The organism is Flectobacillus rivi, assembly GCF_030056655.1.
GTDB lineage: Bacteria > Bacteroidota > Bacteroidia > Cytophagales > Spirosomataceae > Flectobacillus > Flectobacillus rivi.
Genome location: NZ_JASHIE010000001.1, coordinates 202,397 through 228,389 on the forward strand (window position 1 = coordinate 202,397; position 25,993 = coordinate 228,389).

Below are 25,993 nucleotides of genomic sequence, written 5' to 3' on the forward strand. Positions count from 1 at the left end.
TTCACATTACTGTATCATATTTTTTCGTTCCCATTTAAAGTTGGATATCTCATTCTTTCGGATAAAAAAGGGCGTAAAATGAAAACTAGCCCAAACGCTGATTTTGACATCCAACAAGTTGGCTATTTACTATTTCCAGACTTAAATAGAAAGTTTGATGAGTTTTTAGAGCTCTATACTAAAAACAAAGTTAGCTTTCAAAAACTATATCAAGAATTACAGAGAAATAAGATGGAGCTTTCACAGTTGGAATTAATCCAATCGTTTGGAAGCATAAATCAGAGATTAAGTTTAACTGATTGGAAAGGTGAAGAAAATGAATTTGAGATACAAGATTTCATTGATAAACAAGTTCAGCAAAGTATTATATGGGAAAATACAAATGCTTTAGGAAAGTCTGTAACATTAGACAAACAACGGGATGGAAAATTTATTATACAACTGTTTCAGGCAATTGATTTAGATTTACAGTCTGCAAACGGTAGACTTTTGTTTCTAAATTTGGATTGGGATGCTTACGTTTTTTTGCCTGTGACAACTCAAACTTTCGATAAAATATTTAAAATAGCTCCTAATCATTTTAAAAATGTAAATGAATTGTAATCATCAGTCCAAAACCTCCCTCCCCCCCCAAAAAAATGCCTAATCACAACCCACTTCTACTAGCGCTAAAAGCTAAAAAGTCGAATGTTGAAATACATAGGCATGCGGCGTTTCAAATCGTATTCACGGAGGATAATCCCTTCTCCACTACGCTTGAGAATCAGCAATATCAGGATATTTTTGGATTTATCATCAAACCTCAAGTTGCGCATGCTTGTGTGTGTAACGAGAGCAATGTGGTTATTCTAAATATAGAACCATATTCCATTTTTGGGAAACTCATTGAGGAACAATTAGGTGATAAAAATGCTTTTGTCTTCTATGCTAAAACAGAATTGCAACATTTTTTCGGTATTTATGAAGGCGCTTTTTCTTTAGACAGCTTGCTTAATTATGGTAGTCAAAATTCATTGATTCAGCCTTTGGATATCAGAATCGAGCAATCCATTGCATTTATTCATGAACATTTTAAGGTAGAAAATATCTCGACTCAGGATGTTGCCAATCATGTTTTTTTGTCTCCTTCTCGATTAGCCACTTTGTTCAAACAACAAATCGGTAGCAGTATCAGCAAATACCTTTTGTGGACAAGATTGAGAAATGCCATTTTTTTGATTTTAACTGAGAAAGACAAAAATCTGACAACGATTGCTTTGGAAAGTGGGTTCTACGACTCTTCTCAGATGACTAAATATATGTATCAATTGTTTGGCATTGCACCTTCCAAACTGAAGCAAAAAAGTGATTTGATACAATTTTTAGCGGTTGAGACTACCTAATTTTATGGCATAAAACCTTTTGTTTAGTAACTCAGCTAAGTCATAACTTTTTAAATAATTCATAATATGTATAGAATCATTGTATCCATCGCACTTTCAGATAGCGGAATCGACACCATCAAATCAACACCTGAACTTCCTAAAAAGGAAATGGAATATGTCAATCTTTGGAAGACCGAAGGTATTTTGGAAAGTTTTTATATTTCTGTAACCAAAAAAGAGGCCGTTCTTATATTTAAAGATATAGACGAAGCTAAGTGTAAGGAAATGATAGAGATACTGCCTTACTTTCCTTATATGTCAAAGATTGAATACCTTGGGGTAGATAAGCAATTTTAATAATTCCTTTCAGAAACTTTCAATTTCAAAACAAAGCTTTCTAAAAGTAAATGAAGTTTCATGTAGAGGTTTTACAATTTGCAATACTTTACCTTATAAAATAATTTATAACTTTGTAAGTATGAAGGACAAAAAACTCTACATAATTGCAGGTTGTAATGGAGCAGGTAAGACTACCGCATCATTCACGATTTTGCCCGAAATTTTGGAATGTAAAGAATTTGTCAATGCTGATGAAATTGCAAAGGGATTATCGCCTTTTCAACCTGAAAAGGTATCATTTGAAGCTGGGCGTATAATGCTTAATAGAATTAACGAATTACTTTCCGCAAATGAAGATTTTGCATTTGAAACAACATTATCTACCAAAAGTTATAAAAGCAAAATTATTGAAGCTAAAGAAAATGGCTATAGAGTTACATTATTGTTTTTTTGGCTCCAAAACTTTGAATTAGCCAAAGAGCGTGTAAAAATAAGAGTTTCTGAAGGTGGACATAATATTGACCCTGATGTTATTGAAAGAAGATACTTTAGAGGAATTAAAAATTTATTTGATATTTATCTTCCAATTGTTAATGGGGCTTTAATTTTTGATAATTCCGAGGGAAAACACGAACTTTTGGCAGATAAACAAATTGATGGATTATTGAATATTGTAAATGAAAACAAATTTAATCTATTAAAAAACTATTATGACAACAATTGAAATTCAAATAGAGGAGAAAAATAAAATTCTTAAAGGACTTGAAAAAGCTTATGAAAAGCTTTTAGAATTTAAGAAAACCCAAAATAGTGAGTTGGTGGTTTTACGAGACAATAAAATTGTCAAAATTAAACCTGAATAAATAACACATCTACCCAACTCTGATAGCTATTTAGCCATCTCATTTCTCTAAAAATTCTATTATAAAATATTATTCTAAACCACCTTGAAAGCAATTCTAAGGTGGTTTTCTTTTTAATTGCAGTATTCTAATAACTTAACTCCCTCCTCCTCCCTTCCAAATTGAAATCTACCAACAACCAATAAAATAGTTTATTGCGGAATTTTAGGGCTAAAATCTTACCATTTATCAATTTATTCATTAAAAACTAGGGGGATTATTATTCATGAATAGAATAATTTCTCATATTAGGGGAAATGTCGCATACTACCTTTAACTTATTGCATCCACCTTGATATGATAAACAAAACTATCACCATCGAAACGCAATTGGCAGCAACACCTGAAACCGTCTGGAGCTTCTTGACCAATCCTAGTCTTTTGTCCGAATGGCTCATGCCCAACAACATTATGCCTGAAAAAGGAAGGGCATTTCAATTTAAAACTAAATCACGGGTAAAACTTGGTTTTGATGGGTTGATCTCCTGCCAAATTCTCAAACTAAAACAGTATTCCGAAATAAGCTACACTTGGCAGGGAATACTCGCCCATGAACAACACCAACTCGCAACCACCATCACTTGGACTCTGCAAACTCAATCCACTAATCAAACATTATTGAAACTCAAACAAGAAGGATTTATTGGTTTTAAAAACCTGATTCCGTATGCTATTTTACAGAAGAGTTGGCAACGCTTACTCTCCCAAAAACTTCCTCTAGCCATCGCAAAATACCAAGCAGAAATCTGATGTTTGAATACGCTTAAATACATCCTTTCCTTCCTCCTTACTTTGTATTTTCCTCCACTCTTTTTAATACAAGTTTTTCTATTATAAATGAATCTTTTTTGTACTTTAACTTACCATGTTGGGGTAATGTTGGGGCAAAAAATGCCTTTTAGAGCAAAATGAAAGGTTTTGTAGTGGTAATGTAGTAACACCTAATTGGACTATTTGAAGTTCTTCCTCCTACTTTTGCAAAAGCGAAAAGCAGTTCGATAAGCCTATCATTATCGGATTAATCCAATTCTTTTTCATTATACTCCAAAATGCTTTTGCAAAATGCACAAAAAACATCTACTAATTTTTAGTATTCTTTTACTCTTGGGTAGCGTGAATACACTCCTAGCTCAAGGTATTAGAGTTACTGGTAAAGTTACCTCTAAAAACTCTGGAGAACCATTGATTGGCGCCAGTGTATCTATTATGGGAACAGCGAAGGCTACAATTACCGACTCGTTGGGACGCTACAGTATTTCGGCAAACCAAGGAGCTATTTTGGTAGCCAACTATTTGGGCGCATCAGCTCAAAGTGTGAGTGTCAAAGCTACTACTACTGTCATCAATTTTGTGATGGAAGAAGCCATCAACAAGCTCGATGAGGTGGTTGTAGTAGGTTATGGTGCTCAAAAGAAAAGTGTGGTAACGGGTGCTATCTCGTCGGTAAAGGCTTCTGACTTACAGACTATGCCTATCAACCGTGTGGAGGAAGCATTACAAGGTCGTACTTCGGGTTTAACAATTGCTTCTAGTTCTGGTCAGCCAGGTTCTGGGGCAACAGTACGTGTGCGTGGTGTAACAACACTCAATAACAACGACCCTCTTTGGGTAGTGGATGGAGTGGTAATCGACAATGGTGGTATTGGTTATTTGAATCAATCAGACATCGAATCGATTGAAGTATTAAAAGATGCTGCTTCACAGGCTATTTATGGTGCTAGGGCTGCCGCTGGGGTAATTTTGGTTACTACGAAAAAAGGAAAAGCTGGTAAGCTACAAGTGAGCTACAATGGTTTTTATGGTATTTCGTCACCTGCTAAAAAACTCAATTTACTGAATGCTACGCAATATGCGACAATCCGTAATGAGTCTGCCGTAAATGCTGGTGCACAACCTGTATATGCTAATCCTCAATCGTATGGTACGGGTACTGACTGGCAAGCATTGATTTTTAATAATAGTGCTCGTCGTCAAAATCATGAGCTTAGTTTGAGTGGAGGTAGTGAGCGTTCGACTTACTATGCTTCTTTTGGCTACCTTGACCAAGAAGGTATTGTGGCTACAGATATTTCGAAATACACACGTGCCAATATTCGTTTGAATAGCACTCACAAAATTTCAAAATATGTTACTTTTGGTCAGAACTTAGGATATGCGCATGACAAATCTGTTGGTTTGGGAAATACAAACTCTGAATTTGGTGGTCCTTTAAGTTCTGCTATCAACCTCGATCCTATAACTGCTGCTGTGGTAACAGACCCAGCTATTTACAATGCCCCACCGTACACAAATACAGGGATTCGTCGTGATGCCAATGGCTTTCCTTATGGAATTTCGACGGCTGTAGGACAAGAAATGATTAACCCATTGGCGTATATCTCTACACGTTTGGGCAATTACGGATGGAGTGATAACATTGTTGGTAATGCTTATTTAGAAATTAGTCCTATTCAAGGATTAAAAATTCGCTCAACGGTTGGCTCAAAGGTAGCGTATTATGGTAATGAAAGCTTTACGCCTATTTCTTGGTTAAACTCTTCAAACATCACGTCGCAAACTTCGTATAACCGTGGTTTAAACTCTCGCTTTGACTGGAACTTAGAAAACACTGTTTCTTATACACGTGATATTCAAAAACACAATATGAGCGTGTTGTTGGGTCAAGGTGCTTATTCAGAAAATAGAACTTATTCTACTAGCGTGACATTCTATAATGTTCCAGTAGATAATTTCAACGATGCGTCGATGAACTTCAAAGTACCAAATGACCAACGTTCTTCTGATTCAGGCGAAGGTCAGTTACACAACGTATCTTCATTGTTTGCCCGTTTGAATTATAGTTTTGACGAAAAATATTTGATTCAAGGTTTGGTTCGTCGCGATGGTTCTTCACGCTTTGGCGCTAACAACAAATATGGTATTTTCCCTTCTGTTTCGGTAGGTTGGGTTACTTCTCGTGAGGCCTTTTTCCCAACAAATACCTTTGTCAACTTTATGAAAGTTCGTGGTGGATATGGTGTTGTAGGAAACGATGCTATTGGTGATTTTGCTTTCTTATCTACGATCGGAAGTGGTCGTAATTACGCTATTGGTAACTCAGGAAGCTATATTATCGGTTATAGTCCAAACGCGCCTGCCAACCCAGATTTGAAATGGGAACAAACGAGTCAAGCGAACATTGGTATCGATGCAACTTTGTTCAATAATCTATCTTTGACTTTAGAGTTTTTCCAGAAAACAACGAAAAACATTCTTCAAAACCCACGTATTCCAAGTTATGTAGGAGCTATTTCAAACCCAGCAGCCAACGTAGCAGATATGCAAAATACAGGTTTTGAAATTGAATTAGGTTATCGTAAAAAAATCGGTCAAGTCAACTTCTCCGTAAATGGTAACGCTTCATTTATCAAAAACGAAGTTACAAACCTAGGAAACGGAATTGCTTATTTGTCAGGCGGTCAGTCATTCCAAGCAAGTACCTATCCTATTACTCGTACAGCAATTGGTCAGCCAATCAACTCGTTCTTTGGTTTCCAGACATTGGGGGTTTTCCAAAATCAAGGAGAAGTTGAAGCTTATGCCAAAGATGGTAAAAAGATTCAGCCAAATGCCAAACCAGGCGATTTTAAATGGCAAGATACAGATGGTGATGGTGTCATTACAGAAAAAGACCGTGTATTCTTAGGCAACCCAATGCCAACAGTAACGTATGGTTTTACGGTTAATTTAGGCTACAAAAACTTTGACTTTGTATTGTTTGGACAAGGTGCAGGCGGTAACAAAATCTTCCAAGGCTTGCGTCGTTTGGACATTGCAAATGCCAACTGGTCAACCAAAATCTTAGAACGCTGGACAGGCGAGGGTTCTACTAATAGCATGCCAAGAGTCGTAAATGGCGACCCTAATAAGAACTTTGGTAACCCTTCTAATTTCTACCTTGAAGATGGTGATTATTTCCGCATCAAAACACTTCAATTGGGTTATACTTTACCACAAGCTATTTCAAGCAAAATGGGCTTGAGCAAGGCAAGACTGTATGTGATGAGTCAAAACCTCTTGACAATCACTAAATACAGTGGCTATGATCCTGAAATCGGTGGTGGTGTTATGAGTATCGACCGTGGTATCTATCCACAAGCACGCTCATGGATGGTAGGTTTAAATTTAGGATTTTAACAGAGGTTATCAGTTAAAAGTATATCAGTTATTGTAATTTATTTATAATCAATATGATAACATAAATTTACACGACAGATATATCATTAAAATAACCTTTCCCTCTACTTAAGTTAGTGGGTAAAATTAAAAGAATTTTACCTGCATTAAGCTCTAGGCTTTATGCTGTAGGCTAAAAGTTGAAAAGAATTTCTCATGAAATAATTTAAGTTCTTTTGCCTAATGCTTACAGCTTAAAGCGTATTAATGCAATTCTATTTTGCATTAATACTTAGTACTTAACAATTCAAAATTCAACAAAATGTCAATAAAAAAATATATAGCAACATTACTCATTGGTAGCCAATTACTATCGGCTTGTACCACTGAATTTTTGGAGGTAACTCCCAAAGGAACCAACCTCGAAGCCAACTATTACCGTAACCAAACCGAAGCATTCAACGGATTAGTGGCAGCATACGATGTAGTTGGTTGGCAAGGAGGCGGTTATGTCACAAAAGTAGGTGCTATGAATGCCGCTTCAGACGACCACTATGCAGGTGGTGGCGGACCAAATGATATTTCAGACTTTCAAGTAATCTCTAACTATACTTTAACTCCTGACCGTGGTCCACAGGGAGAATTATGGAGAAAAGGATTTTCGGGTATCTTTCGTGCCAATACCATCCTTACCAAGCTCCCTGGCGTTCCAATGGACGAAACCTTGAAGAAGCGCTATACGGCTGAAGGGAAGTTTTTGAGAGCTTATTTCTATTTCGATTTAGTGCGCCTTTTCAAAAATATTCCACTATTTACCAAGCCTGTTGAAGCAAGCCAAATGTACAATATCGAGCAGGCTGCTCCTACTGAGGTATATGCGCAGATTGAAAAAGACTTGAAAGAAGCATTGACAGACCTTCCTGCTACTATTCCTGTGGCTACTGAAGGCGGGCGTGCTACGCAAGGTGCAGCTCACGCTCTTTTGGGTAAAGTGTATTTACAACAAGAGAAATTTACTGATGCTGCTTCAGAATTTGCTCTTGTTAACGGAACTCCTGGTGGTTCAAATCAATATGGTTATAAGTTGCTCAATAACTTTTCTGACTTATGGAAAGTGACCAACAAATACAACAGCGAATCAATTTTTGAGATTGCCTACACCAATACTTCAGCAGGAAACTGGAACTGCGTGGCTTGTACAGAAGGAAACTTGTTGAATATTTTGGTAGGACCACGTGGCTATCGTTCATTAAAATCTGATGCTCCTGACTATGTTTCAGGTTGGAGTTTTTTGGTAGTTACCCCTGATTTATTTAATGCCATGCACTACGACCCACGCTTAAATTCGACAATTGCTAACTTGGATAGTTTGGAGAAAAACGGTATTGCTGGTTATGAAAAAGGTTATATGAATACTGGTTATTTCTTGGAAAAATTTGCAGGTCGTAACTCTTTCAAATGGACAGGTGCAGGAAATATGGAGTTGAATTTCCCACAAAATATGTACGAAATTCGATTGGCAGATACGTATTTACTCGAAGCTGAAGCCTTGATTAGAGGTGGAGGTGATTTAAAACGTGCTGCTACGCTATTGAATGCCGTTCGTAATCGTGCCTACAAAAGTACAACTGGTAACATAGCTGCTACGCTCGACAATATCATCAAAGAACGTCGCTTAGAATTGGCTGGTGAAGGTCACCGTTGGTTTGACTTAGTTCGCTGGAAAATTGCGCCTCAAGTATTGGGAAGCCGTGGTTTCCAAGCTGGGAAACATGAGATTTTACCTATTCCTTTGTTAGAAATGGATAATACCAAAATCCAACAAAGCAAAGAATGGGGAGGTACAAAGTAAATTAAGTGTTGAGCTTTGAGCTATCTTTAATTTTCCAATTAGGGTGCGAATCAATTCACATTCTAATTGGAAAATATTGTTTATAAGTATAAGGAAGTTATTAGTTAACAGTAAATCTGTTACTAGAATGAACTTATAATCAGAAGGATATATTCAATATGCATCGTAGTTATATGATTAATTTATACTTTCCTGTTACTTAAGCAACTTAATGCACAACATAAAATTGCATTATTGCCTACCTATTAATCTCCTCAACAAGATGTTTTTGTATATTCCTATCTTCAAATCTTCAAATTATAACCCCTTTTTCTATGAAAAGAAGAGTTCTTCATAAAGCCATTGGCGCTCTGTGCTTTTTGGGTATAAGCACCCTATATTCCTGCTCAGGGCAACCCAAACCCACACCCTCTCCTGTTGTAGTAACAATTCCGCCATTGGTTGATAAAGCTTGGGACTTTGAAACAACTCCTACTTGGGCAGATGAATTTGACTATGCTGGAGCACCTAATCCAAAACTCTGGGACTATGATATTGGTGGTACTGGATGGGGTAACAACGAGCTTCAGTATTATACCAATAGCACCAACAATGCCTTGGTAAAGGATGGGAAACTCAGTATCATCGCCAGAAAAGAATCATTGGGTGGTAAAGATTATACCTCGACCAGATTGGTATCTCGACAAAAAGGAGATTTTCTCTATGGGCGTTTCGAAATCAAAGCGAAGCTTCCAAAAGGTTTAGGCACATGGCCTGCTATTTGGATGCTCCCTACTGATTGGGCGTATGGTGGTTGGCCAAATTCTGGTGAAATTGATATTATGGAACACGTAGGTTATGACCCCAATGTCATTCATATTACTACTCACTCTTTGGCTTATTATTTCAAAATCAATACGCAAAAAACAGCCGTTAAAACCATCCCCACTGCTATCACCGACTATCATTTGTATCGAGTAGATTGGACTCCTTATGCTATTAGAGGCTATATCGACAATGAGAAGATTTTTGAATTTGTGAATGAAAACAAAAGTTATGCCGAATGGCCTTTCGATAAAAGATTCCACATTTTACTGAACCTCGCTGTTGGAGGTGATTGGGGCGGTGCCAAAGGCGTAGACAATTCAATATTCCCTTGCCAAATGGATATTGATTATGTACGTGTTTACAAAATGATTGACAAATAACCTAAGTAGAGTCGTTGCATGCAACGGCTTCTCAATATTTATTCAATACGATTTGTCGGTAACGTTATAGGTCTAACCTTTTTTCGATTTGAGGATTTGTTTGGAGACGTTGCATGCAACGTCTCTTCAGGTTTTAATCCGAAATCAACCATCCCAAATCTACAATCGTAACCTATTCTTCGTAAATACTCAGAAAATAGCTAAAGAAATTGACCTCAGAAGGGAGTTGTAATTTTTTGCGCAAACGATACCTGCTTACTTCCACACTTCTAGCAGAGATATTCATGAGCTGGGCGATTTCTTTGGTAGAAAGATTCATTCGTAAATAAGCACAAAGTTTTAGTTCACTTGGACTTAGATTGGGAAATCTTTCTTTAATAACCATCAAAAAATTACTGTGAACACTATCAAAATGTATCGAAAACTGGTTCCAATCTGTCTCGACTGTATTCTCATCGTCAACAGTTTTCATCATACGTTTCAAATCCTCCTTGATTTCCTCCACATTGCCTGACTTATACATTTTACCCAAATCTTGTTTGAGTTTGGTCAATAACTCTGCTTTTTGGACTAAGTACATCGCTGAGGAAGCTAGTTCTGCATTTTTATGAATAATTTCAGCCTCTAACTTTTCATTTTTCAGACTGACAATCTCTTTTTCATTTTTATCTAACTCCAATTGGTGCATATACATCAATTGCTTTTGCTCTTTTTGAAACGAGACTTGCTGGTCAATAAATTTCTGTTGTTGCCAACGAAATAATCTCCAAAAGGCAACTGACAGCAACAAAAGATAGAAAATATAAGCCCAAATAGTCAAATACCAAGGTGGTAAAATGATGATTTGATAAGAAGCAATGTCAGATTCCTGCCCTAAATTATTTCTTGCTTTTACCTTAAATAAATAGGTTCCTGCTGGTAATTGGGTGTATTCTTTACTTGTCTTTTTGGTCCATGCCGACCATGTAGCATCAAAACCTTCTAACTGACAAGCATATTCTACTGTTTGGAGTTGATGAAAAAGTGTAGAGGAATATTCGAATGTTAATCGGTCAAAATCACTGTCTATCTCGGTATTTTTTGCCTTCTCCATACTCTTGATTCCACCGAAAAAGACACTATCTATTTTCCCAGAAGCACTAATTTCACTAATCAGCACATTCACCTTGCTCAGCTTTTGTCGATACGCTTTGTAATTGATATGAAAAAAGCCTTTCTCCCCTCCTACGATAACATTTTCTAGATTCATGGGATTGATAAACTCAAAACCTGACACTAGGCGATTATTCAATTCTGGCAGATAGATCACTTGTGGCTTATGGCTAGAGAAGTCCAAGACCCCAATTCTATTATCTGCGATAAACCAGACATTACCATCTTGGTCTTCTTTCAGATAATACATTTTCATTCCTTTAAAATAAGGCATCAATAAAGAGCACGGGACAAATTTATCGGTATGAATATTGTATTCAAAAATGCCGTTTTCAGAAGCAATAATCACTCTGTTTTTAAGACGATACACAAAACTATTATTTTCCGAAAGTGCCAAGCCTTCTTTCGCTCCATATAACTTCACTTCGGTTCGTAAAGAATCTTTGATCAAAACCCTAAATACCCCCTTATAGGGATGGGTTGTCCAAATAGCTTTGTCATTATTGGGATCAATACAGACAAAACGAGACGATATATGAAAATTATCTACCCTTTTATCTACCGAAAATTGTCCATTTTTATAATTCCAAAACTTCAAACCATTGTAATTCCCTGCGACCAATCGAGCACTAGGCTCCAAACTAGAAAGTGGAACAAAAGTCCAATAACCCCCATTATCATCTATTTTTTGAGCACTTTTTGCGTTTACTATATATGCTCCCTCATGATGCCCCATCAAGAGTTGACGATTAATGACTTGTAAATTCCATACTTGTCCAGTCGAATTAGGGACTTTTCGAAAGGCATTTTTCTCATAACTCAAATCGCCCTGTCCGTTGACTGGCGCTACGTATAAGCCATTAGCCGTTCCTAAATACAGATTCCCTTGATACAAAGCTGAGGCGTATCCGCCAGCATCTGCATCTTGCATAATCGAGATACTTTTGATGGCATTGTTAGTCGCCACAAAGGCAATTCCGTTGTCTAATCCCAACCAAAGATTTTTTTGTTTATCCAAAAAACTACTGAGAATATTATTGTTATTTAGCCCTTCAGTTTTTGAAAAGTGTTGAATAAAATTTCCGTGAATATCGATGATATAACAACCATTCAGGCTCGTAGAGAGCGCTATCTGAGTAGCATTTATTTGAACAGCATGATAGATACGATATTTGCTAATTTCGGTAATAAATGATGTAGCAAATGCTTGAACGCGCTGTGTATTTAGCCAATACAGCCCATTTTCAAAAGTTGAAATCAATGATAATTCCTTTGAAATAGGCACAATGGAGGTAACTAGCTGTTTACCAGACAATTGAAAATCTGTACTAATAGGTATCCATTGTCCATTTTCAAAAAACAATAATCCTTTATCAAAATCTTGCGCGATTAGCTTATCCGAACTTTTGCCCAAAAAGCGCCAATGTGACGAGGGTCTATATACCGAAACTTTATTGGCTTTATATTCAAAAATACGACTACTAGAACGAAAAAATACCGATTCTTTCCACACACAGACATTCCAAACATCGTAGAAGGTTTGGTCTTTTTCAGGTAAAAGTTCTTTTAGGGAATGATAAGCCAATACCCCATTCCCACTAGGGCTGAAATAGCCAATTTCATTCTCTCCACCCACGTAGACCTTGCCATCGGGAGCAATTGCCAAAGAACGTACTTTGGTTTTGGAAGGCAAATGATACTTTCGCCAATAGTTACCATCAAAAGTCAAAAGACCTTCATTATTAGCAAAATACATCCGTCCAGCAGCATCTTGTTGAATACCCCAGTTTTGCGTTCCAGCTAGATATTGATTTTTAGTATAGTTATTTATCTCTGGTAAACCAATGGTATTTTGCCCAAATGAGATAGATATGGAAAGAAGTAATATGATTGATAGGATTAGTCGATTCATAAAACAATTACAGGCGATATGTATATTTTAAGACAAATATCTAGTAAAAAGTCCGAAATATTATAGTTTTCTATCCTTATTGTCCTAATGTTGGGGTAATGTAGGGGCACAATTTTATTAATCCTGATAGAGTATTTCTACTTTTGACAAACAATTACTACGCTACCTATTCCTAAAATATATCTGTGTGGTTTTAACCTTTCTTCCTATTTTAAAATCTTGAAAACAAGTTTTGCTAATTTTTTTATATATCCAATTTCTTTAAAAACTATAAATTCATTATCCTAATGATTTGGGTCTTCTTGCGTTAATTCTAGTTGGAGATTGGGATTTAAATTCATGGCTAGACCCAAAACAATAGGATTTATTAACCCTTCAGAACATAACAGTGAAAAAAAGTATGTTAACCCTTGCCCTAGCGATTATCTCGGTAATCGCTCAGGCTCAGGGATTTTTGAAAGCAAAAGGAAAGATTATCACCGATTCAAACGGGAACAAGGTTATCTTGCGAGGCATGGGGCTAGGCGGCTGGATGTTGCAAGAAGGCTATATGTTTAAAGTTGGAAATATTGGTCAGCAATACCAAATCAAAGCCCGAATTCAGGACTTGGTTGGACAAGATGCTACCGATAAATTTTATCAGCAATGGCTCGAAAAACATACACAGAAAGCCGACATTGATTCAATGGCAGCATGGGGATTCAATTCTATCAGGTTGCCCATGCACTATGATTTATATACCCTTTCGGTAGAAAAAGAACCTATTGCAGGCAAAAATACATGGTTAGAAAAAGGCTTTGCCATGACTGATAGCTTATTGGCTTGGTGCAAAGCCAATAAAATGTATTTGATTTTAGATTTGCATGCAGCTCCAGGCGGACAAGGGAATGACTTAGCTATTTCTGATCGTAATCCTAGTTTGCCTTCCTTGTGGGACAGTCGCGATAATCAATTAAAAGTAATTGCACTTTGGAAAAAGCTAGCAGAAAGATACGCCAACGAGCCTTGGATTGGAGGCTATGACATTATCAATGAGCCCAATTGGGGTTTTCAAGATTCAAAGGATTTTAGAGGTACAGAAGAGAAACTCAACCTTCCTTTGAGAAACCTGATGATAGAAATTACGAAAGCCATTCGTGAGGTAGACAACAATCATATCATCATTATTGAAGGCAATGGCTTTGGAAATAATTATCGTGGACTATTACCTACATGGGATAACAACATGGTATTGAGTTTTCATAAATACGGAAATTTTAATACCAAAGCCGCTATTCAAAACTTCTTGAACCTCAGAGACGAATACAATGTACCTCTTTGGTTAGGCGAATCAGGTGAAAACTCTAACAATTGGTTCACTGAAGCTATCCGTTTGGTCGAATCGCATGATATTGGTTGGGCATGGTGGCAGTCCAAAAAAATGGGTATTAATAACCCTTGGGAAATCAAAATAACGCCTTCTTACCAAAAGCTTTTGGACTACTGGAACAACAAGGGTCCTAAGCCTAGCAAGGCAGAAGCACAAACCTCTTTAGACGAACTTATTTCACTCATTCAACTTCCTAATAACCGACCCCACGCCGACGTGATTGATGCGATGTTTAGACAAGTAAAAGAGCAAAAAGCTCTGGCTTTCAAAACACATCGCATCGGCTCATCGGTTACCATTCCTGCGGTTGATTTTGACTTAGGAGGGCAACGAATTGGGTATTATGATAAAGATACCGCAAGTTATCACTATACCCCAGGCGTCAATACGCAAGGAAATCGGGGAAAAGTATATCGCAACGATGGTGTAGACATTCAATTAGAAGATGGGCAATATCAGGTCTTTTCGATTGAAAATGATGAATGGTTGGGCTACACGATTGAGGTAGAAAAAGCCAAAAAATATCAAATAAATCTCGAAGTAGCCTCAAAAGAAGCCGAAGGTCAAATAGAAATATGGAGCAATGATCAATTGTTGTCTACTACAAAAATCAAACCTACAGGCAATGACAAAAATTGGAAATGGGTGAAAGCAGGCAATATCCTGCTGAATAAAGGTACCCAGCAGCTTCGAATCAAATTTGTGAAAGGAAATATTTTATTTAGAACTATCCAACTCAATTAATACTTAATAACCCTTCGTTCAATGTCGAGCCAGTTCATTTTTGGACTGGCTTATTTTTTGTAAAATAAGGCAAAAACTTATCTTTGTATATGTCAAATCTAAGCCATATTATCGAAGAAAGACCTCACGAAGTTGGAAACTTCTGGGTAGGTCGATTGCTTCCATTTCGTACCAAGCGAATGGTAGGTCCTTTTACTTTTATCGACCACATGGGGCCAACACAGCTCCAAGACTATGAAAACTTCGATGTTGGACCACATCCTCATATTGGGCTGTCGACCCTCACCTATCTTTTTGAGGGCAGTATTATGCACCGAGATAGTCTTGGAACGCAGATGGAAATTCAACCAGGGGCTGTCAACTGGATGACCGCAGGTAAAGGAATCGTTCACTCCGAACGTACGCCAGACCATTTAAGACATTCTCCTAAATTTTTACATGGTCTACAAATTTGGGTTGCGTTACCCAAACATCTGGAAACAATGGAACCTAGCTTTTTCCATGCCGAAGCCGATACTTTACCAGCATGGGAAGAAGATGGCGTACAATACAAACTCATTGCGGGCGAAGCCTTAGGGCATCAATCTCCTGTGCCAGTATATAGTCCTCTTTTTTTACTAGAAATCAAATCTACAGCTAAAAAGACGGTCAAAATCGGTAGTTCTCTTTTTGGCGAAGCAGCCATGTATATTTTGGAAGGAAGTGTGGAAAGTGATGGAAATGTTTATGAGCCCAAAAGAATCTTAGTAGCCAAAGATGCTTCACTTTGCGAATTTACTATCGGCGAAAATACAACCATCTATATCTTTGGAGGAGAGCCATTTCCAGAGGAAAGATTTATGTTTTGGAACTTTGTAGCAAGCGATAAAGAAATGCTTGAAGAGGCGAAACAACGTTGGCAAGACCAACTATTCCCCAAAATCGAAGGCGAAACGGGTTTTGTCCCTTTACCTGTTATTGGAAAAGTTTCTTAAGCATTTATAATAAATAATCTAGTCCGAGTCTTAGTCTCGGACTAGCTTTTGTTTCAGTTTACAAACTTTTTAAAAAATAAGAAGATGTTATTAGTTAATCGTATATTTGTTACTTGAATACTCTTATAATCAAAAGATTATAGTAAAATCACCCCTCAGATATACTATTAATTTAATCTTTCCTGTTGTTTATAACTTAAAATCCAAAATCAGCAATCCCAAATCCGCAATCGCTTGAATTCTTTCATATTTTAGTTTAACTTAAAGAGAAATAAAACTAAATCTCGATATGAAAGCTATCTCTACCGAAATCAAATGGGGCATTTATTTTTCGATAATGACCCTCCTATGGATGGTACTCGAAAAAGTTGCTGGTTTGCACGATGTCTATATCGACAAGCATCCGATTTATACCAACTTCATCGCTATTCCTGCCATAACGCTTTACGTGTTTGCCCTAAGAGAAAAACGTTTTAAAGACTTGGCAGGCAATATGACCTACAAGCAAGCGCTCTTGAGTGGATTTTACATCACTTTGGTGGTTACCTTATTAGCACCACTTACACAGTGGATTACAACCCACATTATTACACCAGAGTTTTTTCCGAATGCTATTAGATATGTAATTTCTCACAATATGATGACCAAAGAAGAAGCGCTCAATCAATTTAATGAGAAAAATTATATGGTTCAAAGTATTATTGGTGCACCTATCATGGGGATGATTACGACTGCTATTGTAGGCTTTTTTGTGAAGGGGACGAAATAATTTTATAACACTATTTTTTTGGATTTTTGTTTAAAAAAAATCTACTTTGCACCAGTATTTAGTTCTACATTTCAAAAAACAAGCGATCTTTAATATACCTAATTGCTAATTAATTGAGTGTAAACTAAATATACTTCACATATAACGTTTACACATAATGAAAAAAAAATTTCTTACAATTGCCTGTAGCATTCTACTTGCAGGAACCCAACCATTAATAGCTCAACGCTCTTACGACGAAGTCATCACCACAGACAACAAAATTCAAGATCTTGTTCAAAATGAAATTACTGGTGTTTTAGTTTTCAAAGAAGGTTCAACCATTAAAGGTATCAATCCTGACACCAAAAAAATTGCTTGGACATTAACTAAAGAAGACTTTGGGGTAGCTTCCGCAACTGACATCTTAACTGACCCAGATTTTGGAACAATCTTTAAACAAAAAAGAGACCTATCTAGTGTGCCCAACAGCCCGTATGTAGAGGCTTATATCAACTCAAAGTACTTAATTATTAATACCGAAACAGGAAAGCTCGTATATAATTCTTCAAAAGAATCATTCTGGGTATTTCAATCAGATTTTATTCCAGAAAGTAACGAATACTTACTTACGTTAAAAATTGGAGAAAATATGGCAATTGCCCTGTTGGATATGCAAACAGGAGGACTAAAATGGAATACCACTGTCAGTAAAGCTAAATCATTGCTTAGCTTCTCATTAAAAGAATCTGCTAATACCAATATTGCGAAAATCAACGGAAATACGATTTACTACTTGCTTTATGGCAAATTGTACTCTTTTGACAAATCTTCAGGTAAGCTAAACTGGACAGCGGAAGAAGAATACACTAAATTCTTTCCTACCCAAAACGATAAAAATCTCGTAGTTGTAAATAGTAAAGGATTGATGTCGACCAAACAGTATTTGAATGTATTAAATACAGAAAATGGTAAAAGCATCTGGTCTGAGTCAATCAAAACTAAAAGAGTTGTATATCTCGAAGATTGGGGGACTAAGCTTTTGGTAGCACATTATTCTGGTTTTAACTTCTTCGATTTAAAAACAGGAGAAAAAATCTGGAAAAAAGATGCTCGTGGCGACGGTTTGAAACGTGTAATTCCTATCGATCAAGATTTCTTGTATGTAGCTGAAAATGAAATGATGCTAATCAACAAAAATGGAGAAAAGCTTTGGAAAAGTTTCATTGAAATAGCAGATGAAAAAGAAGATCCTATTTATTACTTAGGTAAAGTGGGTGACAAGGTTATGTATTTAACAGGTACTTATGGAAACATGGTAGATTACAAATCAGGTCGTAAACTATGGAAACGCAATATCAAATTTAACAACAACCGTCCTGTATTACCAACCTATGATGAAAACTCGAATTCGTATTTAGTGTACAACGATGAAGAGCTTTACAAATTTGATCCTTCTATTGATGATAAGCCAGAGCCTTTTGCAAAAGTAAATATCAAAAGAGAAAAAGAACTTAATAGTATCGAACTGTTTCCTTGGGGTGTAGTATTGAGTGGTCCAGTTGAAGTAATGGGCGTTGGTATGGATGGAAAAGTAAAATATCATGACGTTTACACTCAACCTGGAGAAGGCAATCGTCAATTAATCAAAGGCGCTTCTGCTTTAGGCTCTGTTGCACTTGGAGTAGGGTCTTTTGCAAAAGCTGTTGAAGGCGCCGAAATTACTATGACTTACCGCGACGAAGCTGGAGTCCTCAGAGAATCAATCGTCAGACAAGCAGATACAGGTAAACAACTCCAATCTGCAGCGCTTGGGGTAGGTTCGGCTGTAATGGGGCAATTGTTCAATAAATATGGTTCACGTTTCAATGCTATGCGTCAAAACAAAGATTTTTCTTATATCTATGCAAAAGATCCAAGCGGAGAAAAGGTATTAGTTAAAGTAAGAAAAGCTGATGGTGTTGAGGTAGACAAATTAATCTTCAAAAATGATAGACCCATTTATGAAGTTGACCCTGCAACACAAACAGTATATTATGTGTTAGACAATGCTGTACAAGTATTTTACAATAAAAAATAATTAGTTACTCCCATTTCTAAATGCCATCAAACCTCAATTTGGTGGCATTTTTTTTAGTTATGAAAGATTCACTTTTAATATTTAGCCTATTTTGTATTAGCCTTGTCACATTGGCACAGGAAAAGGCAAAATTCAAAAAACAAGAATATTGGGTTAAAAGTATTGCTCCATCTGCATTCCCCATTTTAGATAATGTATATACTCAGGGAACATATTTTAAGATTGCGCCAAATATATTACTCGCTGAAAAAAATCTAAAACGAGATTTTTTTAATATTAAAGGGTTTATCAAAAATCAAGAAAATAATGATTTGAAAATCTATGTAGATATCCAAACAATAGATTTAATAAAACAAGTTCAAGACTCAACTTTTGACAATCAAACTAGGAAATACTACCCAACTGCTAAAGTATATTTTAAGGTAAACATTGCCTATGAAGTAAAAATTAAAAATCAGGTTCTCTGGAGAAATGATTATGTAGCCTCTGAAAATATTCACTATACTAATGGAAAAGGCTCTTTCATACAATATGAGAAAGATGCTACAAGTGAATTTGGGGATCAAATTGAAAATATTGCTGATATAGCTCTAAAAAAGATTCAGGAACAATTGAATCAAAAAGTTGGGTATTATTTACAAGACAGTAAAGAAACTTTTTTTTGGCTTACCAACAAAGAGCACCCAGAATATAGTCAGATGTTGGCATTTGAAAATGAAATGAATTCACAGTTATCAGCTGTTAACTACGAAAGAGGGTTGAATCGGATGCAATTGTTAGTGCATTTGGGATATCTAGAGAGTTTACTTACCAAATATCAATCTAGTAAAGAAAATGAGAAAATCAGGTTTATTGTAGCCAACAATCTCGCTCAAGCCTATTTTTTATTGGAGGATAAAACAAAAGGGCTGTATTATGCAGACTTATTGATTAAAAATGGATTCAGAGAGAGTTACGGCTTTGAATTAATCAACAAATACAAAAACCTTGAAGTGCTTGCTGGAAAAACCAGAACACATGGTAATCGATTTGGTGAGCTTTCTAAGCTAGGCTATAAATTACAACAAGAAGAAGCACTACAAAAAGAAGAAGCAAAACAGGCCTTTTTTGAAAAAATAGCCAGAGATGAATCCGATTGGGAACAAGAAAAAGTTATAAGAAGTAATCAAATCGAGCAATTCAAAATCAATTGGTTCAAGCTGATTGATTCAAGTTCATTTCAAAATAATGCTGACATACTCCATAAAGTTATTCAAAACTTAGGCGGTGCATCTACTCTTAAAGGTATCGAAAAGATACATACAACATCTCAATACAAATTTGAAGATAGCAATATCCCAGTATTTGAAGATAAATGGTCTTTGGCGTTCACAAACTTTTTATTAAAGAAAAGAATGCCAGACAATTATCTATTTGTAATCAATAACGTAGAAGCTTGGAAACATGATGACAGAGTGCGTGGAGAAAAGTGGAAGAAAATATCTACTTCTGAATACACTGAAAACATAGATAAACTATTACCTATCTATCTGCTAACGGGCATAAGATTCGACCTTTGGAATAAACTAGAACAGCAAACTGAAAGGTTTATCAATGATAAACTATGTTGGCATTTGAGTTTCACCGAAAAAGAAATGTCCTCTCAAAACCGTATTATTCCTAAGCAAGAGTATCATTTTTATTTTGATAAAACAGATTATTCACTTGTCTCAACAGAAACTATCTTCTTTGAAGATGGGAAGAAAATATCTAAAGAACGTAAAATTTTCACTGATTATAGAGAAACCTCAGCTTTGAACAATGGTAAATTACCTCATCGAATTCAATATCAAGTTGAAGATTATTTTGGAGAATCTTTTTTTGAAGAAATAATTGAAAAAGTGGAAATCAACTCAGGATTTTCAAACCGTATCTTCATTAAAGAGGTATATATCGGAGGCTTTAAATAAAGAACATGAGTTATTCCAAATTTTAGCGTTCGTGGGATTCTTCAAGTGCTCATCAAAAAAGGGTACAAAAAATAACTTTTGCACCCTTTTTTGATACTAAAATACTAAATTCTTTAGCTTTGTACACAAAGCATTACCTCATGTATATATTAAAAAAATAATCACTCATCACTCAATCTCAACTCACTAAATCTGAGATGACTCATGTTACTTTTTACAATCTATCTTTAAAACTTTCGTATCCAAAAGATTTAACCAATTCAAAAGTATCGTTTTCTCTCCAAATACCAATGGAAGGAAGATTAACGCCATTGAAAGTGGTAGTTTTTACCATCGTATAGTGAATCATGTCATCAAACACGATAGAATCACCAATTTTTAGTTCTTGGTCAAACGAGTAATCTCCATAAAAGTCACCCGCCAAACAAGTCATACCGCCAAAACGATAGGTTGGTTTGCCCTCCACAGGTTCGTGGTGAGCACCCAAAATTCTTGGTTTATACGGCATTTCTAGCGTGTCGGGCATGTGTGCGGCAAAACTCACATCTAAAATGGCTGCATTAATTCCTTGTGAATCAATAATATCCATCACCGTAGACGTCAAATATCCTGTTCTCCAACCTACTGCTGAGCCTGGTTCTAGAATTATTTTAAGATGAGGGAAACGAGCTTTCAGATTTTTCAATACAGAAATCAAATGCTCAGGCTCATAATCAGCACGGGTAATTAAGTGCCCTCCACCTAAGTTCAACCATTTAGCCTGTTCCAATAAATCGCCAAAACGCTCTACAATAGCATTCAAAGTACGCTCCAAAGTATATGAGTCATTTTCACATAGAGTATGTGAGTGCAAACCTTCAATTCCCTCTGGCAAAGTGTCTCCTAATTGATTGCGAGTAATACCCAAGCGAGAGCCCGCAATACAAGGATTATACATATCTGTCTCAACCTCAGAGTATTGAGGATTGATACGCAAACCACAGCTAATACCATTGGCACGTGCTCTTTCACCAAAAGTATTATATTGATTCAATGAGTTGAAAGTGATATGGCTCGAATAAGACATCAATTCGTCAAATTCACGCTCCAAATAAGCGGGGGCATATACGTGAGCTTTGGCTTTCATTTCCTCAAAACAAAGACGAGCTTCGTTGAGTGAACTTGCAGTAGCACCCGCCAAATATTGACGTACCATCGGAAAAGTGCTATACATCGAAAAGCCTTTAAGCGCACAAATAATCTCGATTCCTGCTTGTTCTTGTACATATTTGAGAAGGGTAAGGTTTTTTCTCAAAAGTTGGTCTTCGATTACATAACAAGGCGAAGGAATTTGTGAAAAATCAATCATCTGATAAGATATTCTTGGTTGAAATGGTTTGTTGTTGAACTGAACCGTTGGTTTCTTTTGATAAACCTATTTTAACTAAATTAGTTCAGCACCCAATTGCTAATAAGGTGCAAAATTACCAAGAATCCATGAACCTTAGATTAAGAATTTAAAAAATGATGAAAATCAAAACAAAAGGGCGATGATTTCGCCCTCGGTATCCCCAAAATATATTACACAAAATCCTCACGAAATGGCGCAAATACATCTACCAAAACACCAGCTTCCAAAGCTACTGCTCCGTGTACGATATGAGGAGGAATATAATACGTATCACCTTGTTTGAGGACTTCGGTTTTGCCTTCAATGGTTATCTCAAATGCCCCGCTTTCTACATAGCTAATTTGTGTATGATAGTGGCTATGCAATGACCCAACCGCTCCTTTATCAAAGGCTACTTTGACCATCATGACATTATCATCATAACTCATGACTTTACGACGTAACCCCTCGCCTACTGTTTCCCAAGCAAGGTCTTCGTCATGAACAAATCTTTTTCCAAATTGTGACATAGCTGATTTTTTGTGAATTGTGAGTTATGAATTGTGAATTAGTTGTGTACGAAGGATTTCTCACAATTTCAGATTTGGGATTTCTGATTTCGGAGATAAAGTAAAATATCTTTATTTTTTACAAAACATAGAATATTACATCTTCGAAAGCCAACATCCGATATCCGACATAGTTACATTGTCCTTTTACAAAATTAGCCAGCAACACATAAGAGCATCACTGGCTAATCCATTCACGTTTTTAACAAGATTTTACTAATAGAATTTTACAATTCTACTTTCTCCATTTTAGGAGCAAACAAGTGCATTAATCCCCACGCCAATAAGTAGGCAAAGCCACACACAATAAAGATGATATTATAACCTGCTGTGATATTTCCAGCTTCTTTGTATGAATCCAAAATAGTACCTACCATTAATGGGAAAAGGATACCACCAACAGACCCAGCCATACCACCGATACCAACAACAGAAGAAACCGCCTTTTTAGGGAACATATCCGAAGCAGTCGTAAAGATGTTGGCACTCCACGCTTGGTGAGCCGCCGCCGCAATACTAATCAAGACTACCGCTTGCCAAATATTAGAACAATATTGAGCCGCCATAATTGGCACAACTGCCAAGGCAAAACTCAACATCGCTACTTTACGAGCTTTGAATACTGGCCATCCTTTGTTGATCAAGAATCCTGACACATAACCACCACCAATACTACCAATGGTTGTAGCAGTATAAACGATAATGAGTTCTAAAGATGGTTTTTTCAAATCTAATTGGAAAGTTTCAGCAAAATATGAAGGCAACCAATACAAGAAGAACCACCAAATTGGGTCGGTTAACATTTTTCCAAAAACAAAAGCCCAAGTTTGACGGATTCCAAATAGTTGAGCCCATTTTACTGGTTTTTCTTCAGATGTCGAAACCTCATCCTCATCGCTTTGGATATAGGCCAACTCTTCTGGTGTAACGGATTTATGGGTAGTTGGTTTATCATAGCTCATCACCCAGAAAATTACCCAGATAAAACCTACACCACCTGTTACCATAAAAGCCACTTGCCATCCCCACACTGCCAAAATCCAAGGTACCATCAATGGTGCTACCACAGCACCGATATTAGCACCAGAGTTAAAAATACCCGTTGCCAAAGCACGTTCTTTTTTAGGAAACCATTCAGCCACACTTTTGATTGCAGCAGGGAAGTTACCTCCTTCGCCCAAGCCCAACAAAGCTCTGAAAGCCCCAAAACCTATTGTACTAGTTGCTGCCGCTGTTAAAACGCCCGCAGCACTCCACCAAATTACGGCTACCAAATAGCCCAATTTTGTACCAATTTTATCAATAATACTACCTGATAATACCAAACCAATCGCATAAGCAGCTTGAAATGCCATCACTAGGTTACTATAATCTTTTTCATTCCAGTCAAATTCTTTTTCCAAGGTTGGCTTTAATAAAGCAATTACTTGGCGGTCAAGATAACTGATGGTTGTTGCAAAAAACAAAAGGGCTACAATGACCCAACGATAACTTCCTACCTTTTTTTCCATAGTTTTTATTTAGATAAGCTTGCCACCGTTTCCATCAAGCTAGCTACGGTTTGCTGAATTTGATTAAAATCTTTATTTGCTAAAACGGCACTTGGAAACAATTGTGAGCCCATACCAACTGCAGTTACTCCTGCATTAAACCATGTTGTAAGACTTTCGGTTGTTGGTTCTACTCCTCCAGTTACCATTACTTTCACCTTTGGCATTGGTCCTTTCATAGATTTCACAAAACCTGGGCCAACAACATTACCTGGGAAGATTTTAACCACAGTAGCACCTAATTCTGTTGCTTGATAGATTTCATTCAAAGTACAAGCACCAGGGTACCAAGCAATATTTTTTTCTTGACACAATGCACCAACTTCAGCAGTTGTAACAGGTTGTACCACAAAGTCTGCCCCTACTTCAATAAACTTAGCAGCTTGTTCTGCTTTGAAAATTGTACCGATACCGATAGCCATATCTGGGCAATTTTCACGAATAAATGGCACTAATGCCGTAAAAGTTGCCAAAGCACTTTCGCCACGGTTGGTAAACTCAAAAGCACGCATACCTCCATCATAGCAAGCTTTGATGATGCCTTGCGTTAAAGCTAAATCTTCATGGTAAAAAACGGGAACAACAGGATACTTTGCGATAAGTTGGTCAACCGTTGTACTATCAAAAAAGGCCATTTTATATTTCTTAATTAAAATTGAGAGGAACAATAAAAGATTGTAGAAATCACCAAGAGCATTTTCTCAGTGATTTCAATACTTATAAAAACTTAGCCAGTAGATTTTCTACTTGTTCTACGCTTTGTTTGGTTGCATCGCCATATTCATTCAGTTTACCGAATGCCGCAGCGGCTGCATAATTAATTACTTCTTGAGGTGATTTTTCATTATATAAACCATAAATCAAACCTCCCATAAAACAATCACCACTGCCTACCTTATCTACAACTTCATCAATTGTAAAAGTCGGAGAAACGTATTGTTGACCATTGGTAAAAAGTGTGGTATAATACAAAATACCCTTTGGAGGAGCGTCAAAACGGAACGTATGCGCTACCACCGAGCATTGAGGATATTGCTTTTGAATAGCTTCGGCAGTACGAATACTATGCGCCAAATACTCTTCTTGTGTTGAATCAGGGTTGATACTTGCATCTACAGGAATACCCAAGAGCCAATCTGCTGCCCAAATATTACCCATGATTACATCGCAGTATTGCGCTAAGCGTGGCATAATTTCGACAGGTTGTTTGCCGTATTTCCAAAGCTTTGCACGATAGTTGAGATCAACGGATACGGTAATACCTTTGCTTTTGGCAATTTTCAAAACCTCCTCACAGGCATCAACCACGTCTTCGTTCAAAGCTGGGCTGATAGCACTGAAATGAAACCAAGAGACATTTTCGAGAATGCTATCCCAATCCACTTTACCAGGCGCTAAAGTCCAGAAAGCAGAATGAGCACGGTCATAAATTACCCCTGCATTTTTGAGGTCTGCACCCTGAGGAAGGTAGTAAGTACCTATTCTGTCACCGAAGCAAGGCATTTTATCAGCAGAGATACCTTTTTCTTCGATATACTGCTTCAATTCAACCGAAAGCTGGTTGTCGGGCAATACACTAGTGTATTGCACAGGCACATTCCAATTCGCTAAAGCTGTGGCTACATTCAATTCGGCACCACCAACAAACACGGGCATTGTGGCATTTTTAATCCATTCGCCACCCAACTGAGGAGAAAAACGTAAAAGAATTTCTCCGAAACAACACACTATTTTTTGCATATATCTATTTTAAAAAGCGGCTAGATACCTCTGAGATA

Annotated in this window: 20 protein-coding genes; 14 read left to right on the forward strand and 6 right to left on the reverse strand. The window is 36.8% G+C overall.

All coding sequences use genetic code 11. The annotated features are described in order from the left end of the window. Positions 1–78 precede the first annotated feature (78 nt). From QM481_RS00795 to QM481_RS00835, 9 genes are all read left to right on the forward strand, one after another. On the forward strand, positions 79–603 hold the full coding sequence (locus QM481_RS00795; RefSeq protein WP_283380268.1) for a DUF6630 family protein: 525 nt from the start codon (positions 79–81) through the stop codon (positions 601–603). A gap of 35 nt (positions 604–638) precedes the next feature. Next, entirely contained in the window at positions 639–1,382 is a 744-nt protein-coding gene (locus QM481_RS00800; protein ID WP_283380269.1) for an AraC family transcriptional regulator, read from the forward strand. 66 nt (positions 1,383–1,448) lie between these two features. Beyond that, the gene (locus tag QM481_RS00805; protein WP_205690756.1) at positions 1,449–1,721 is read left to right on the forward strand and encodes a hypothetical protein; all 273 of its coding nucleotides are present in this window, start codon (positions 1,449–1,451) and stop codon (positions 1,719–1,721) included. Positions 1,722–1,842: 121 nt separating this feature from the next. Beyond that, the gene (locus QM481_RS00810) at positions 1,843–2,427 is read left to right on the forward strand and encodes an ATPase (RefSeq protein ID WP_283380270.1); all 585 of its coding nucleotides are present in this window, start codon (positions 1,843–1,845) and stop codon (positions 2,425–2,427) included. Next, a complete protein-coding gene (locus QM481_RS00815) occupies positions 2,414–2,566 on the forward strand; it encodes a DUF8506 family protein (RefSeq protein ID WP_176464431.1) in 153 nt (50 codons plus the stop codon). Before QM481_RS00810 ends, QM481_RS00815 begins: the two co-directional genes overlap by 14 nt. Positions 2,567–2,902: 336 nt before the next feature. Continuing rightward, the gene (locus QM481_RS00820; protein WP_166549434.1) at positions 2,903–3,355 is read left to right on the forward strand and encodes an SRPBCC family protein; all 453 of its coding nucleotides are present in this window, start codon (positions 2,903–2,905) and stop codon (positions 3,353–3,355) included. A gap of 312 nt (positions 3,356–3,667) precedes the next feature. Further along, positions 3,668–6,781: a SusC/RagA family TonB-linked outer membrane protein gene (locus QM481_RS00825; protein ID WP_283380271.1), complete on the forward strand. Its 3,114-nt coding sequence runs from the start codon at positions 3,668–3,670 to the stop codon at positions 6,779–6,781. A gap of 301 nt (positions 6,782–7,082) precedes the next feature. Beyond that, positions 7,083–8,612 carry a RagB/SusD family nutrient uptake outer membrane protein gene (locus QM481_RS00830; protein WP_283380272.1) on the forward strand — a complete coding sequence of 510 codons (1,530 nt, stop codon included), beginning with the start codon at positions 7,083–7,085 and terminating at the stop codon, positions 8,610–8,612. A gap of 314 nt (positions 8,613–8,926) precedes the next feature. Continuing rightward, entirely contained in the window at positions 8,927–9,799 is an 873-nt protein-coding gene (locus QM481_RS00835; RefSeq protein ID WP_283380273.1) for a glycoside hydrolase family 16 protein, read from the forward strand. Positions 9,800–9,971: 172 nt separating this feature from the next. Here the strand turns inward: QM481_RS00835 and QM481_RS00840 are convergent, their stop codons facing one another. Continuing rightward, positions 9,972–12,863, reverse strand: coding sequence for a triple tyrosine motif-containing protein (locus tag QM481_RS00840; protein ID WP_283380274.1), 2,892 nt, complete (start codon positions 12,861–12,863; stop codon positions 9,972–9,974). 400 nt (positions 12,864–13,263) lie between these two features. Here QM481_RS00840 and QM481_RS00845 point away from each other — a divergent pair, with 400 nt between their 5' ends. The 5 genes from QM481_RS00845 (at position 13,264) to QM481_RS00865 (ending at position 20,727) form a co-directional block, all read left to right on the forward strand. Beyond that, positions 13,264–14,976, forward strand: coding sequence for a cellulase family glycosylhydrolase (locus QM481_RS00845; RefSeq protein WP_283380275.1), 1,713 nt, complete (start codon positions 13,264–13,266; stop codon positions 14,974–14,976). 89 nt (positions 14,977–15,065) lie between these two features. After that, positions 15,066–15,950, forward strand: coding sequence for a pirin family protein (locus QM481_RS00850; protein WP_283325345.1), 885 nt, complete (start codon positions 15,066–15,068; stop codon positions 15,948–15,950). A 289-nt stretch (positions 15,951–16,239) separates the two neighbouring features. Next, the gene (locus QM481_RS00855; protein ID WP_283380276.1) at positions 16,240–16,719 is read left to right on the forward strand and encodes a DUF4199 domain-containing protein; all 480 of its coding nucleotides are present in this window, start codon (positions 16,240–16,242) and stop codon (positions 16,717–16,719) included. A gap of 157 nt (positions 16,720–16,876) precedes the next feature. Continuing rightward, on the forward strand, positions 16,877–18,778 hold the full coding sequence (locus QM481_RS00860; protein ID WP_283380277.1) for an outer membrane protein assembly factor BamB family protein: 1,902 nt from the start codon (positions 16,877–16,879) through the stop codon (positions 18,776–18,778). A 59-nt stretch (positions 18,779–18,837) separates the two neighbouring features. After that, entirely contained in the window at positions 18,838–20,727 is a 1,890-nt protein-coding gene (locus QM481_RS00865; protein ID WP_283380278.1) for a hypothetical protein, read from the forward strand. 214 nt (positions 20,728–20,941) lie between these two features. Here QM481_RS00865 and nspC read toward each other — a convergent pair whose 3' ends face one another. The 5 genes from nspC to QM481_RS00890 form a co-directional block, all read right to left on the reverse strand. Beyond that, positions 20,942–22,075 carry a carboxynorspermidine decarboxylase gene (gene nspC, locus QM481_RS00870; protein ID WP_283325485.1) on the reverse strand — a complete coding sequence of 378 codons (1,134 nt, stop codon included), beginning with the start codon at positions 22,073–22,075 and terminating at the stop codon, positions 20,942–20,944. Between the two features lie 212 nt (positions 22,076–22,287). Next, positions 22,288–22,626: a cupin domain-containing protein gene (locus QM481_RS00875; RefSeq protein ID WP_166549445.1), complete on the reverse strand. Its 339-nt coding sequence runs from the start codon at positions 22,624–22,626 to the stop codon at positions 22,288–22,290. A 266-nt stretch (positions 22,627–22,892) separates the two neighbouring features. After that, positions 22,893–24,176 carry an MFS transporter gene (locus QM481_RS00880; RefSeq protein WP_283380279.1) on the reverse strand — a complete coding sequence of 428 codons (1,284 nt, stop codon included), beginning with the start codon at positions 24,174–24,176 and terminating at the stop codon, positions 22,893–22,895. Positions 24,177–24,181: 5 nt separating this feature from the next. Then, the gene (locus QM481_RS00885) at positions 24,182–24,850 is read right to left on the reverse strand and encodes a bifunctional 4-hydroxy-2-oxoglutarate aldolase/2-dehydro-3-deoxy-phosphogluconate aldolase (RefSeq protein WP_166549447.1); all 669 of its coding nucleotides are present in this window, start codon (positions 24,848–24,850) and stop codon (positions 24,182–24,184) included. 82 nt (positions 24,851–24,932) lie between these two features. Beyond that, positions 24,933–25,955 carry a sugar kinase gene (locus QM481_RS00890; protein WP_166549448.1) on the reverse strand — a complete coding sequence of 341 codons (1,023 nt, stop codon included), beginning with the start codon at positions 25,953–25,955 and terminating at the stop codon, positions 24,933–24,935. Between the last annotated feature and the right edge of the window lie 38 nt (positions 25,956–25,993).

Coding starts and splice junctions, on each gene's coding strand:
- QM481_RS00805 (WP_205690756.1), top strand. CDS start 1,449: ATGTATAGAATCATTGTATCCATCGCACTTTCAGATAGCGGAATCGAC.
- QM481_RS00855 (WP_283380276.1), top strand. CDS start 16,240: ATGAAAGCTATCTCTACCGAAATCAAATGGGGCATTTATTTTTCGATA.
- QM481_RS00815 (WP_176464431.1), top strand. CDS start 2,414: ATGACAACAATTGAAATTCAAATAGAGGAGAAAAATAAAATTCTTAAA.
- QM481_RS00890 (WP_166549448.1), bottom strand. CDS start 25,955: ATGCAAAAAATAGTGTGTTGTTTCGGAGAAATTCTTTTACGTTTTTCT.
- QM481_RS00825 (WP_283380271.1), top strand. CDS start 3,668: ATGCACAAAAAACATCTACTAATTTTTAGTATTCTTTTACTCTTGGGT.
- QM481_RS00860 (WP_283380277.1), top strand. CDS start 16,877: ATGAAAAAAAAATTTCTTACAATTGCCTGTAGCATTCTACTTGCAGGA.
- QM481_RS00845 (WP_283380275.1), top strand. CDS start 13,264: ATGTTAACCCTTGCCCTAGCGATTATCTCGGTAATCGCTCAGGCTCAG.
- QM481_RS00810 (WP_283380270.1), top strand. CDS start 1,843: ATGAAGGACAAAAAACTCTACATAATTGCAGGTTGTAATGGAGCAGGT.
- QM481_RS00850 (WP_283325345.1), top strand. CDS start 15,066: ATGTCAAATCTAAGCCATATTATCGAAGAAAGACCTCACGAAGTTGGA.
- QM481_RS00880 (WP_283380279.1), bottom strand. CDS start 24,176: ATGGAAAAAAAGGTAGGAAGTTATCGTTGGGTCATTGTAGCCCTTTTG.
- QM481_RS00865 (WP_283380278.1), top strand. CDS start 18,838: ATGAAAGATTCACTTTTAATATTTAGCCTATTTTGTATTAGCCTTGTC.
- QM481_RS00820 (WP_166549434.1), top strand. CDS start 2,903: ATGATAAACAAAACTATCACCATCGAAACGCAATTGGCAGCAACACCT.
- QM481_RS00795 (WP_283380268.1), top strand. CDS start 79: ATGAAAACTAGCCCAAACGCTGATTTTGACATCCAACAAGTTGGCTAT.
- QM481_RS00840 (WP_283380274.1), bottom strand. CDS start 12,863: ATGAATCGACTAATCCTATCAATCATATTACTTCTTTCCATATCTATC.
- QM481_RS00875 (WP_166549445.1), bottom strand. CDS start 22,626: ATGTCACAATTTGGAAAAAGATTTGTTCATGACGAAGACCTTGCTTGG.
- nspC (WP_283325485.1), bottom strand. CDS start 22,075: ATGATTGATTTTTCACAAATTCCTTCGCCTTGTTATGTAATCGAAGAC.
- QM481_RS00800 (WP_283380269.1), top strand. CDS start 639: ATGCCTAATCACAACCCACTTCTACTAGCGCTAAAAGCTAAAAAGTCG.
- QM481_RS00885 (WP_166549447.1), bottom strand. CDS start 24,850: ATGGCCTTTTTTGATAGTACAACGGTTGACCAACTTATCGCAAAGTAT.
- QM481_RS00830 (WP_283380272.1), top strand. CDS start 7,083: ATGTCAATAAAAAAATATATAGCAACATTACTCATTGGTAGCCAATTA.
- QM481_RS00835 (WP_283380273.1), top strand. CDS start 8,927: ATGAAAAGAAGAGTTCTTCATAAAGCCATTGGCGCTCTGTGCTTTTTG.